Origin of the sequence: Klebsiella michiganensis (genome assembly GCA_000963575.1) — a bacterium.
GTDB lineage: Bacteria > Pseudomonadota > Gammaproteobacteria > Enterobacterales > Enterobacteriaceae > Cedecea > Cedecea michiganensis_A.
The window spans coordinates 50,373-62,804 of record CP011077.1 but is presented as its reverse complement, the minus strand read 5'-3'; the positions used below and the strand labels follow the sequence as shown (position 1 = coordinate 62,804).

Below are 12,432 nucleotides of genomic sequence, written 5' to 3'. Positions count from 1 at the left end.
TCCCTCCCCATGAGGGGAAAGGCGATTTTTTCAAAGACATGGGCTGTGAAGCCCGTTATCTACGCCAGCGTGTTTAGCGCTGGCGTCTTGTTATTGCCTTTTTCCAGCCATGCTGACGACAAGCAGCAGCTGCAATCCATTCAGCAGGATATCGCCGCCAAAGAGCGTGCGGTACGTCAGCAACAGCAGCAACGTTCCGTTTTACTCGCTCAGCTAAAAGCGCAGGAAGAAGCAATTTCTGCGGCCAGCCGCAAGCTGCGTGAAACCCAGAACACTCTCGCGGATTTAAACAATCAAATCGCGACGCTGAACAACTCACTAGCAAAACTTCAAAAACAGCAGGCGACTCAGGAACGTAACCTGGCCGCTCAGCTGGATGCTGCGTTTCGTCAGGGTCAGCATACCGGTATTCAGTTGATTCTCAGCGGTGAAGAAAGCCAGCGAGGCCAGCGACTGCAGGCCTATTTTGGCTATCTTAACGCTGCGCGCCAGCAGACTATCGAAGAGTTAAAGCAGACCAAAGCGGAAGCCGCTCAGCAGAAAGTCGAGCTGGAAAGTAAGCAGAGTGAGCAGCAAACGTTGCTGTACGACCAGCAGGCGCAGCAGGCCAAACTGGAAAGCGCCCGCAACGAACGCAAAAAGACCCTGGCAGGCCTTGAGTCCTCCATTCAGCAGGATCAGCAGAAGCTGAGCGAAATGCGCCAGAACCAGGCGCGCTTGCAGAATCAGATTGCCCGCGCAGAAGCCGCGGCAAAAGCGCGCGCCGAGCGTGAGGCACGCGAGGCAGAGCAGGTGCGCAATAAGCAACAGGAAGCCTCCAATAAAGGCACAACCTACAAGCCTACCGAAAGCGAGCGTTCGCTGATGTCGAGGACAGGTGGCCTGGGAGCGCCACGCGGGCAGGCTTACTGGCCAGTACGCGGCTCGTTGCTGCATCGTTATGGCGAACAGCTGCAAGGTGAACTACGTTGGAAAGGTATCGTTATTGCGGCGTCGGAAGGCACGGAAGTTAAAGCCATTGCCGATGGACGCGTGATCCTTGCCGACTGGCTGCAGGGCTACGGCCTTGTGGTCGTTATTGAACACGGTAAAGGCGATATGAGTCTCTACGGCTACAACCAAAGCGCGTTGGTCAGCGTCGGCACCCAGGTACGTGCCGGACAACCTATTGCCTTGGTCGGTAGCAGTGGCGGCCAGGGCCGTCCGTCACTCTATTTCGAAATTCGTCGCCAGGGCCAGGCAGTCAATCCACAACCGTGGTTGGGAAGATAAGTTTTGCCTCAGTTTCGCACCGTTTTTTTCGCCACCGCCAGCGGGCTAATGCTGGCAACCTCCGCATGGGCCGGTAAGCTCTCGATTGTTATTGATGACTTTGGCTATCGTCCTCAGCAGGAAAACCAGGTACTGGCCTTGCCGACTAACGTCTCCGTTGCCGTGCTGCCCAATGCGCCTCACGCTCGTGAAATGGCCACTAAAGCCCATAACGCCGGGCACGAAGTCCTGATCCATCTGCCGATGGCACCGCTCAGCAAGCAGCCGCTTGAGAAAGATACTTTACGCCCGGACATGAGCAGCAGCGAGATCGAGAGAATTATTCGCGACGCGGTGAACAAAGTCCCTTATGCGGTTGGGATGAATAACCATATGGGCAGCGCGATGACCTCCAGCCTGTTCGGTATGCAAAAGGTGATGCAGTCGCTGGAGCAGTACAATCTCTATTTCCTGGACAGCATGACCATCGGTAACAGCCAGGCCACGCGCGCTGCGGCCGGGACTCGTGTCAAAGTCATTAAGCGCAAAGTATTCCTCGACGATACTCAGAACGAAGCGGATATTCGCTTTCAGTTCAACCGCGCTATCCAGCTGGCTCGCAAAACCGGATCAGCGATCGCCATCGGTCACCCCCATCCCTCAACCGTTCGCGTCCTCCAGCAGATGGTCTATAACCTTCCGCCGGACATTACTCTGGTGCGCCCGAGCAGCCTGCTTAATGAGCCACAGGTAGATAACTCGACGCCAAATAATACGCAGCCGGGCAAACTGCCACCACCGCGTAACCCATTCCGTGGCGTGAAGCTGTGTAAACCGAAACAGCCTATCGAGCCGGTGTACGCCATCGTCTACTTCAAGGTTATCAGCGAAAGTATTGCCGAGAGCGCGCTGGTGAAATATCTCCAGCATCAGTGGCAAGGTTGGGGCAAACAGGCCTGATTGAAAAACCAGAGGGCGCGATGCCCTCTGGCTTAATGATTAATCCCAGCTGAGGATAACTTTGCCGGACTGACCGGAGCGCATCGCGTCAAAGCCTTTCTGGAACTCATCGATGGAGAAGCGGTGGGTGATAATCGGGGACAGATCCAGGCCAGACTGAATCAGTGCGGCCATCTTGTACCAGGTTTCAAACATCTCGCGCCCATAGATACCTTTAATAAACAGCCCTTTAAAGATAACCTTGGTCCAGTCGATAGACATATCTGATGGCGGGATGCCCAGCATCGCAATGCGGCCACCGTGATTCATGGTATCCAGCATGGTGCGGAACGCCGGTGGCGCACCGGACATCTCCAGCCCCACGTCAAACCCTTCGGTCATCCCCAGCTCGCTCATCACGTCCTGCAGGCTTTCTTTACTGACGTTAACCGCGCGAGTAATACCCATTTCACGCGCCAGCTCGAGGCGATATTCGTTCACGTCGGTAATCACCACGTTACGCGCACCAACATGCTTCGCTACTGCCGCGGCCATGATCCCGATAGGGCCAGCGCCGGAGACCAGTACATCTTCGCCCACCAGGTCGAACGAAAGTGCCGTGTGCACTGCGTTGCCGAACGGGTCGAAGATGGAAGCCAGGTCGTCTGAGATATTGTCCGGAATCTTGAACGCATTAAATGCCGGGATCACCAAATACTCAGCAAAACAGCCTGGGCGGTTCACACCAACCCCGGTGGTGTTGCGGCACAGGTGGGTGCGCCCGCCGCGGCAGTTACGGCAGTGGCCACAGGTGATGTGCCCTTCGCCGGAAACGCGATCGCCAATCTTAAAACCTTTCACTTCCTGGCCAATGCCGACCACTTCACCCACATATTCGTGGCCCACAACCATAGGAACAGGAATGGTTTTTTGCGACCATTCGTCCCAGTTGTAAATATGGACGTCGGTCCCGCAAATCGCCGTTTTACGAATTTTGATCAGCAGATCGTTATGACCCATCTCCGGCTTAGGAGCATCCGTCATCCAGATGCCTTCTTCCGCTTTCAGTTTTGCTAATGCTTTCATGACCGCTCCCTTAAGCGATAACGCCTAATTGCTTACCGATGCGCGTAAACGCATCTACCGCACGTTCAATTTGCTCAGGGGTATGCGCCGCCGACATTTGGGTGCGTATACGCGCCTGACCTTTTGGCACCACCGGGTAGAAGAAACCGGTGACGTAAATACCTTCTTTTTGTAGCTCACGCGCAAAGTTCTGCGCCACAACCGCTTCGCCAAGCATCACCGGGATAATGGCGTGATCGGCACCAGCAAGCGTAAACCCGGCTGCACTCATTTTTTCGCGGAACAGGCGGGCATTTGACCACAGGCGTTCACGCAGCTCTTCACCTGACTCCAGCATCTCCAGAACCTTAATGGAGGCCGAAACAATGGCCGGAGCGAGTGAGTTAGAGAATAGATAAGGCCGAGAGCGCTGGCGCAGCCACTCGATAACTTCTTTGCGTCCTGCGGTATAGCCGCCAGAAGCACCACCCAGCGCTTTGCCCAGCGTACCGGTGATAATATCAACGCGGTCCATGACATCGCAGTATTCGTGCGTACCGCGCCCGTTAGCGCCCACAAAGCCCACGGCGTGAGAGTCATCCACCATCACCAGCGCGTTGTACTTGTCAGCCAGGTCACACACCCCCTGCAGGTTGGCAATCACACCGTCCATCGAGAATACGCCGTCGGTGGCGATCATCACGTGGCGAGCACCTGCCGCGCGAGCCTCTTTCAGGCGATCTTCCAGCTCCTGCATGTCGTTATTGGCGTAGCGATAGCGCTGCGCTTTGCACAGGCGAACACCATCAATAATTGAAGCATGGTTTAGCGCATCAGAGATGATGGCGTCTTCTGGCCCGAGCAGCGTCTCAAACAGGCCACCATTGGCGTCGAAGCAGGAGGAGTACAGAATCGCATCGTCCGTTCCCAGGAAATCTGCCAGCTTGCTTTCCAACTGTTTATGGCTGTCCTGAGTTCCACAAATGAAGCGGACCGAAGCCATACCAAAGCCGTGTTTATCCATCCCGTGCTTTGCCGCTTCAATCAGCTGCGGATGGTTTGCAAGGCCCAGATAGTTATTGGCGCAGAAGTTAATAACGTGGCTGCCGTCAGCGACGGTGATATCCGCCTGCTGAGCGGAGGTGATGATACGTTCTTCTTTAAAAAGCCCTTCCGCTCGAGCCGTTTCGAGTTGGGAAGTCAGCTGTTGGTAAAAATCTTCGCGCATCGCGATTCTCCAGACATGGCAATTTTTGGCACATATTACCCAAACCTATATCACCAGGCGAGATGACGCTTCAGGGATTCTTAATTTTGCAGGATAAATCACGCAAGAAAGCACGAACAGCCGGGGCTTTTAACGGTATGTTAACTGGGGGAATAAAAAAGATAAGGCATTGAATGTAAATTGAAAATTGAACTCTTTACGATATTAAAAGGTCAGATGAATCTACCCCCACCCAACCTGTTGAAATCATGTTCAGATGATTTTCACTTCAGCAAGAGGGCTACTTCCTGGAGAGAAAAATTCTAAGCGCCTGCAGTCTGGCACCAAAAGCAGAGTGCCTGAAGCAACGGAACAGATCGAACCATTTTCCTTTCCCAAGATAATTCAGGGTGAATAATTCAGGGCGTTTATAATAGCTGAGAACAAATATGCCCTGGTCATCATCAACAATATTATTTTCCAGTGTAATCTTCTGACTTTGCGTTACCAGAGAATAAAATTCTTTCCATTTATCCTGAGAGCCAACAATAGCACCACCGATAATATAGACATGGTTACCAATCATAAAGTCAAATGCCTGTTTCAACGACGTGACATTCAACCCTTTCTTGATGGTAAAAAGGTGCATGGTATTTTTATTAAATGGAAAATCCCAAACTTTTAAACCACGCATTACTTTAGCCTCTCGGCAATATCCAAAGTCAACCCATGCAACCAGCGGCGTTCTTATTAACCCATCGTTAATTGCCTTATTAACAAAATAGGATTTTAAGTTACAGACCAATACATATTCTGGCGACCAATACTCAGGGTTTTTTAATTGCCTGGTCTCTAATTTATTAGTAAAATCATCGTCCTGCTGAATTTTAGCAATAAGACGGCGAATGTGCTTAAATTTGTTTTTTATATCAATAGCAATAACTGTCGTAGGTTTTCCCTGTCGAATAGCTTCAACTCTTTCCTTGAGATCGGGTGAAGTGAATACCACCATATCATTTTCTAAAGCGGCCAATCTCTCGAAGTAATTAAAATAAAGGTCTACAGAGCGGGCAAGATTATCACGGAACCCTTTATTAGCAGTCCACTCCCCTCTACCGAGGTCAAAATAAGCCGTTACAATTGTGGTAGATGATTTCATCGCTAATAAAAACCATTAATATAAATAAATATTATATCACACTCGTTTACCCTATGTACACAGTACACTTTGTGTTCAGGTCAGCTTTTACTAATACAAAAATCCCACGCTAAACATTAAAATACAACTAATATGAAATTAAATAGTAGGTAGCTCTTGGTAATGTCAATCTGGATTAAACCAGCAAGACGACTAACCTGGCGCATAGTGTAAATGGCTGAAGCGATGCAAATGTAATGGTATGATTATGCACATTCATGTCTGAGATTGTCTCTGACTCCATAATTTGAAGGCTACAGTTATGATCATCGTTACTGGTGGCGCCGGCATGATCGGCAGCAACATTGTTAAGTCCCTGAATGAGCAAGGCTACCGCGATATCCTGGTAGTAGATAACCTCAAAGACGGTACTAAATTTGTTAACCTGGTTGACCTGGACATCACCGACTACATGGATAAGGAAGATTTCCTGATCCAGATTATGGCCGGGGAAGAGTTCGGCGATATCGACGCCATCTTCCATGAAGGTGCCTGCTCCTCCACCACCGAGTGGGACGGCAAGTACATGATGGACAACAACTATCAGTACTCTAAAGAAATTCTGCACTACTGCCTGGAGCGTGAAATTCCGTTCCTGTATGCCTCTTCCGCCGCGACCTACGGTGGGCGCAATAAAGACTTCATCGAATCACGCGAATATGAACAACCGCTGAACGTATACGGTTACTCAAAATTCCTGTTTGATGAATATGTTCGCCAGATCCTGCCAGAAGCTAACTCTCAGGTGACCGGCTTCCGCTACTTTAACGTCTATGGGCCACGTGAAGGCCACAAAGGCAGCATGGCTAGCGTCGCCTTCCACCTCAACACCCAGTTGAATAACGGTGAAAACCCTAAACTCTTTGAAGGCAGTGACGGCTTCAAGCGTGACTTCATCTATGTAGGTGATGTGGCCGCCGTTAATCTGTGGTTCTGGCAAAATGGCGTTTCCGGTATTTTCAACTGTGGTACCGGCCGGGCAGAATCCTTCCAGGCCGTGGCGGACGCTGCGCTGGCGTACCACAGCAAAGGTAGCATCGAGTACATTCCTTTCCCGGACAAGCTGAAGGGCCGCTACCAGGCTTATACCGAAGCTGACTTAACCAACCTGCGCGCTGCGGGCTACGACAAGCCGTTCAAAACCGTAGCCGAAGGGGTTACGGAATACATGGCATGGCTAAATCGCGACGCATAAGCTGCACAGGGAAAGCATGAAGATTCTGGTGATTGGCCCGTCATGGGTGGGCGACATGATGATGTCGCAAAGTCTCTATCGCACGCTCAAGGCGCGTTATCCCCAGGCGATCATTGACGTGATGGCACCCGCGTGGTGCCGTCCGCTATTATCGCGTATGCAGGAAGTGAACGAAGCGATCGCTATGCCGCTGGGCCACGGTGCGCTGCAAATCGCAGAACGTCGCCGGCTGGGTCATAGCCTTCGGGATAAGCGCTATGATCGTGCTTACGTTCTGCCGAACTCCTTTAAGTCTGCGCTAGTTCCTTTTTTTGCCAACATTCCTCACCGCACTGGCTGGCTGGGCGAAATGCGCTATGGCCTGCTGAATGACAGCCGCAAGTTGGACAAACAAGCCTGGCCTTTAATGGTAGAACGCTACGTCGCCTTAGGTTACGACAAGGGCGTAATGCAGTCGGCTAAGGATCTCCCTCAGCCACTACTTTGGCCTCAACTGCATGTCAGTGAAGGTGAAAAAGCACAGGCCTGTGCTGCCTTTAACCTTGAGCCACAGCGCCCGATGATAGGTTTCTGCCCGGGAGCAGAGTTCGGCCCGGCAAAACGCTGGCCGCACTATCACTACGCCACGCTCGCGGCAAAACTCATTGATGCTGGCTATCAGGTGGTGCTTTTCGGCTCTGCCAAGGATAAAGACGCGGGTAAAGAGATTCTTGCTTCCCTCACCGCTGAGCAGCAGGCATGGTGCCGTAACCTTGCCGGAGATACCCAGCTCGAACAGGCCGTTATCTTGCTCGCAGCTTGTCAGGGCGTAGTCACTAATGACTCCGGCCTGATGCACGTCGCGGCTGCGCTCGACCGCCCACTGGTGGCACTTTATGGCCCGAGCAGTCCAGACTTTACGCCCCCCCTTTCCCATAAAGCGAGAGTTATTCGCCTGATCGGTGGCTATCATAAAATCCGTAAAGGCGATGCCGCAGAGGGATATCATCAGAGCCTGATCGATATCACGCCAGAAAGCGTGCTGGTTACATTGACTGAACTGCTAACCAGCAGCAAGGAAGACTGATGCGTGTGCTTCTCGTGAAAACGTCCTCCATGGGCGATGTGCTCCACTCGCTTCCTGCGCTGACGGATGCGATGCATGCCATTCCAGGTATCAAATTCGACTGGGTAGTTGAAGAAGGCTTTGCCCAGATCCCAGGCTGGCACCCGGCCGTGGATACCGTCTTCCCGGTGGCGATCCGTCGCTGGCGTAAAAGCTGGTTTGCGTCTAAAACACGCAGCGAACGCAAAGCATTCTATCAGGCACTGAAGGCCAGAGAATATGACTGCATTATCGATGCTCAAGGGCTGGTAAAGAGTGCGGCGCTGGTCACTCGTAAGGCACATGGTATAAAGCACGGCATGGACTGGAACAGCGCACGTGAGCCATTAGCCAGTCTGTTCTACAACGTAAGACACAGCGTGGCTAAGCAGCAACACGCGGTTGAACGCGTGCGTGAGCTTTTTGCTCAGAGTCTGGGATATACCAAATCCGATCGGCAGGGCGATTATGCAATCGCACCACATTTCCTGAACTATCTGAACGCGGATAATGGTCAGTATGCCGTATTCTTACATGCGACTACGCGAGATGATAAACATTGGCCGGAGACGCACTGGCGTGAGCTAATTGGCTTGCTGGATGGTTCAGGGGTTCGCATTAAGCTTCCATGGGGAGCGCCACATGAAGAAGCAAGAGCAAAGCGGTTGGCGGAAGGGTTTGATTTTGTCGACGTCTTACCGAAAATGACGCTTGAAGAAGTGGCTAAAGTATTGGCGGGAGCAAAATATGTGGTTTCCGTTGATACAGGATTAAGCCATCTTACCGCAGCATTAGACCGGCCGAATGTGACGCTTTACGGACCGACAGATCCGGGTCTTATTGGTGGGTATGGGAAAAATCAGATTGTGTGTCGCTCACCGAGTAACAAACTTGAAGATTTAACGGCCCCTACAGTATTTAATCAACTTACGACGAGCCTGTAAGTACTCGAATTTCGATATCGGAGAAGAGATGGCCCCTACATTATTTTTTTCTAATGAGAAAAAAAACTGGACCTTATACTGGAATAGAACACTTGTATTCTTATTTATTGCCACTTATTTTTTAGGTGATATCACTCGTTATAAACATTTGATTGTTATACTGATGGCGATAACAACAATCGTATATCTATACAAGCAACCAAGGCACTTCCTATCTGTTTTCAAAACATCACTTTTCTACAGTATCGTTTTTTTGACTGTCGCCGTATTGCTTTCTCTGTTTCATACTCCTGATTTCAAAGCAAGTCTGAAACAAATCAGCCGATCGGTTCTGGAAAACACGCTCTTATGTACAATAGTTATTCCAGTATTGCTGAGAAATGAAAGTAAAGAGTTGATTTCTAAACTCATTTTCTTTTCATTTATTACAGCACTGAGCCTGCGCTGCTTAACAGAACTCGTGCTTTACTATCAGGATTATAAGCAAGGTGTGATGCCATTTATCGATTACCGGCATCGCGGTATATCAGACTCTATGGTATTTCTTTTCCCTGCACTCCTGAGCATGTGGCTAATAAAATCAACTAAATACAGAGTTGCATTTGTTATCCTCAGCATTGCCTATTTATTCCTTATTTTGGGCACACTTTCCCGTGGTGCATGGCTTTCCGTACTGATCGTTAGTCTTCTGTGGATTTTACTTAATAAGCAATGGAAACTATTGATTACGGGTGCGATTATTGCAGCCGTTGCGCTTGCCTTGATATTCACACACAAACAAGCCTCTACCACTCTTATATTTAAACTTCAACAGGCCGATAGTTCCTATCGCTATACAAATGGTACTCAAGGTAGCGCCTGGGATCTTATTATGGAAAACCCTGTTGTTGGGTATGGCTTTGGAAATATAGCCTACAAAGACGTCTACAACAAGCGTGTGGTAGATTATCCAGACTGGACTTTTCGTGAATCTATCGGGCCGCACAATCTGGCATTATTTGTCTGGTTCGGTACGGGTCTGCTCGGATTAGCTGCCCTACTGATGACTTATATAGCGATAGCTAAAGAGTGTATCGCCAACGCCTTAAACAGAAATCAATCATTCCCAATAAATGCCTACATGATAATATTATTATCATTTATCGGCTATTTCATCATTCGAGGGAATGTTGAACAAATACAGCTAGACCTGCTAGGCATATTGGTTGGGTTACTGATAGCGATGAAAAATAAGTAATCACAGTAAAAAAGGCTACATCAAGTAGCCTTTTATTATTCAAATTAAAGAAAAAGCCAAGAGCGACTTTAGCTAGTGAAACCAGTTATTAATCACTTCTTCAAATCTCTGGGTGACTCCGGCCCAACTAAAATGCTTATAAACATAGTTCTGGCCACCTTTCGCCATGACATTTATTTCCGAATTTTGCAGTGTGCTCATTATATCCTGAGCAATAGAGTCCGCTGTCATGGGTTCTCGCAGATGAAAACCCGTCTCTTCTTCCCTGACAAATTCAACCATGCCACCACGGGTACTAACCAGTACCGGCTTGCCTCCCCCCATTGCCTCAATAGCCACCATACAAAATGGCTCCTGAAACTGAGAAGGAATGACAACTAAATCACCAAGAGGGTAGTAACGGTGCATTTGTTCTGGTGCGATACTTCCGAGCAGAATGCATCGCCCCTGCAAACGCTCAGCAATTTCTCTGACTTCACGCTGATAAGCACCGTTATCTTTTTTGCTCACTTCGAGGTAATCACCCACCACGACAAGTTTCATATCCTCGTGCAGCCTGGCGAGTTTTTCAAACGCCTGCATAAGCAGTAATATCCCTTTATCCGGAACAATGCGCCCCGCATAGAAGATAACTTTATCATTCTCAGAAATGCCCAGCTCTGCTTTAGAAACCGGCGTGTAAGCAGATTGGTAAATATCCAAATCAATGCCATTAGCGACAACTTTAATATCGGCCTTCGGCAAAAAATTCTGATAAAAATCTTTTAAGAACATGCTTGGTACAAGCATTTTTACATCCTGGTCCAACCCTTTTGGCTCGAACGCATTATGCATATGTATAACGATTTTCTGCTGAGGAGCACGCTGCCTGATTTGCCGATAAAGCTTCATGCTGTTATGCACAACGACAATGCTGTCATCCGTAATATGAAAATCTTTGGCAACATTAAGTATGCGCTGCGAATATGGCAGAGGATCAAGGCGCGTCCATTTTTGGAAGAGGCGCTTATATATTCGGCTAAATCCAATGCGATGGATACTACAGTTATCATTTACAGAGGAAAAATCCGTGTACCCTTCATTTTTAATGCAAACGAGACGGTTAGGAATAGACGTTCTCTGCGCAACCTGGTACATCCATGTTTCTACAGCAGCGGCGCCTCGTGGAGGGATAGAGAAAATAGGTGTGACAGTAAATATAATTTTATCAACCATATGATTTTCAACTCTGCATTAAATTATATTTAACAGCAGCACACAGGCCACCAAATACCTTACCTTGATAAAGCAGGTGCTTATACTTCTCTCTATACTCATGCTTTTTAACTGCGCTCTGATAAGGTATTTTCTTCCAGGGTGAAACATCATATACATTACGGAAAAACTGTGCCGATGGATAATTCGCCCAGTCATGCCAGGGTTTAGTAACACCCGTATAATGTATAAATACTGTATTCTCCTGAATAAACTCCCGGTAATACCTCTGGTTTTTCTTCTCGAATTCTGATTTCAAAGAATAAATGGTATTGTATTCTTTAGGCAATATCTTTGCGTGATTAAGAAATATAATATTTAGAATATCTTGATCAGGATATTTTAATTTATCCACTATACTCTCATCCGAAAGCAAGCTGAAGAATTGTTCCGTTAAATTTGCTTTATGCCACTGTTTTAAATTTATGTACATCACTCCGGAATTGAAATATCTACCGTCAAATTCTGGATTTTGCAAACGTACTGCACTTTTATTTTGCATGGAATCGACATCAATAGCCACCGCGCCATACTCTTCATCAAACTCTAAAGAGATTAAAGACTTCAACGATCCCTTGCATATAACATCAGCATCGAGGTACAACAAACTATCAAGACGCTCAGAAAAATAATCAAAAGAAAGCAAACGGTAGTATATTGATACTGGCCAGATATTAGTTTTAGGTAAAGATTTCAGCGGCGCATCATCAATATGATAAACTTTTATGACCGTTTTATATTGCTCTGCCAACTGTGTTAACAGGGCAACATATTCATTATCTAAATAATCTGCTATAATGTGAAAAGTAAAATCATACTGTTTATTGTTTTCAAGAACAGACGCAATCGATATCGCGGCGCCTACTTGATAATTTTTATCGATGCCCCATGAAATATTGAAAGTTTCCCGCTCATCACACTTTACAAGGCGTCGATCCAGAACAATAATATCGTTAAACTTCGTGATTTGTTTAAAGTTCAATGTTAATTACCTTTAATCACAATTAGTTGTGTATTACGAAGACTTCCATAATATTCCACACCAGCAACACAGTAGC

Annotated in this window: 11 protein-coding genes; 6 read left to right on the top strand and 5 right to left on the bottom strand. The window is 48.1% G+C overall.

Annotation, left to right across the window (positions count from 1 at the left end; all coding sequences use genetic code 11):
• The first annotated feature begins 9 nt into the window (after window positions 1–9).
• Both VW41_00285 and VW41_00280 read left to right on the top strand, forming a co-directional pair.
• Window positions 10–1,272, top strand: a complete 1,263-nt coding sequence (locus tag VW41_00285) for an AmiB activator (GenBank protein ID AJZ87591.1) — start codon at window positions 10–12, stop codon at window positions 1,270–1,272.
• A gap of 3 nt (window positions 1,273–1,275) precedes the next feature.
• Entirely contained in the window at window positions 1,276–2,211 is a 936-nt protein-coding gene (locus tag VW41_00280) for a hypothetical protein (protein ID AJZ87590.1), read from the top strand.
• A 39-nt stretch (window positions 2,212–2,250) separates the two neighbouring features.
• Here the strand turns inward: VW41_00280 and tdh are convergent, their stop codons facing one another.
• The 3 genes from tdh to VW41_00265 all read right to left on the bottom strand — a co-directional run bounded on the left by tdh (window position 2,251) and on the right by VW41_00265 (window position 5,621).
• Entirely contained in the window at window positions 2,251–3,276 is a 1,026-nt protein-coding gene (gene tdh / locus VW41_00275; protein AJZ87589.1) for an L-threonine 3-dehydrogenase, read from the bottom strand.
• A gap of 10 nt (window positions 3,277–3,286) precedes the next feature.
• Window positions 3,287–4,483 carry a 2-amino-3-ketobutyrate CoA ligase gene (locus VW41_00270; protein ID AJZ87588.1) on the bottom strand — a complete coding sequence of 399 codons (1,197 nt, stop codon included), beginning with the start codon at window positions 4,481–4,483 and terminating at the stop codon, window positions 3,287–3,289.
• 280 nt (window positions 4,484–4,763) lie between these two features.
• Window positions 4,764–5,621, bottom strand: coding sequence for a hypothetical protein (locus tag VW41_00265; GenBank protein ID AJZ87587.1), 858 nt, complete (start codon window positions 5,619–5,621; stop codon window positions 4,764–4,766).
• 301 nt (window positions 5,622–5,922) lie between these two features.
• Here VW41_00265 and rfaD point away from each other — a divergent pair, with 301 nt between their 5' ends.
• The 4 genes from rfaD to VW41_00245 are packed head-to-tail and all read left to right on the top strand — an operon-like array spanning window position 5,923 to window position 10,120.
• The gene (gene rfaD, locus VW41_00260) at window positions 5,923–6,855 is read left to right on the top strand and encodes an ADP-L-glycero-D-manno-heptose-6-epimerase (protein ID AJZ87586.1); all 933 of its coding nucleotides are present in this window, start codon (window positions 5,923–5,925) and stop codon (window positions 6,853–6,855) included.
• Between the two features lie 16 nt (window positions 6,856–6,871).
• Window positions 6,872–7,921 carry an ADP-heptose--LPS heptosyltransferase gene (locus tag VW41_00255; GenBank protein ID AJZ87585.1) on the top strand — a complete coding sequence of 350 codons (1,050 nt, stop codon included), beginning with the start codon at window positions 6,872–6,874 and terminating at the stop codon, window positions 7,919–7,921.
• Window positions 7,921–8,883: an ADP-heptose--LPS heptosyltransferase gene (locus tag VW41_00250; protein AJZ87584.1), complete on the top strand. Its 963-nt coding sequence runs from the start codon at window positions 7,921–7,923 to the stop codon at window positions 8,881–8,883. The genes VW41_00255 and VW41_00250 overlap by 1 nt, the downstream gene beginning before the upstream one ends.
• Window positions 8,884–8,911: 28 nt before the next feature.
• Complete coding sequence (locus tag VW41_00245; protein ID AJZ87583.1) at window positions 8,912–10,120, top strand: ligase; 1,209 nt, start codon at window positions 8,912–8,914, stop codon at window positions 10,118–10,120.
• Window positions 10,121–10,192: 72 nt separating this feature from the next.
• On the opposite strand, the gene VW41_00240 is transcribed toward VW41_00245, so the two are convergent.
• Both VW41_00240 and VW41_00235 read right to left on the bottom strand, forming a co-directional pair.
• Window positions 10,193–11,335, bottom strand: a complete 1,143-nt coding sequence (locus VW41_00240) for a lipopolysaccharide 1,2-N-acetylglucosaminetransferase (GenBank protein AJZ87582.1) — start codon at window positions 11,333–11,335, stop codon at window positions 10,193–10,195.
• A 7-nt stretch (window positions 11,336–11,342) separates the two neighbouring features.
• Window positions 11,343–12,356, bottom strand: a complete 1,014-nt coding sequence (locus tag VW41_00235; GenBank protein ID AJZ87581.1) for a glucosyltransferase — start codon at window positions 12,354–12,356, stop codon at window positions 11,343–11,345.
• Between the last annotated feature and the right edge of the window lie 76 nt (window positions 12,357–12,432).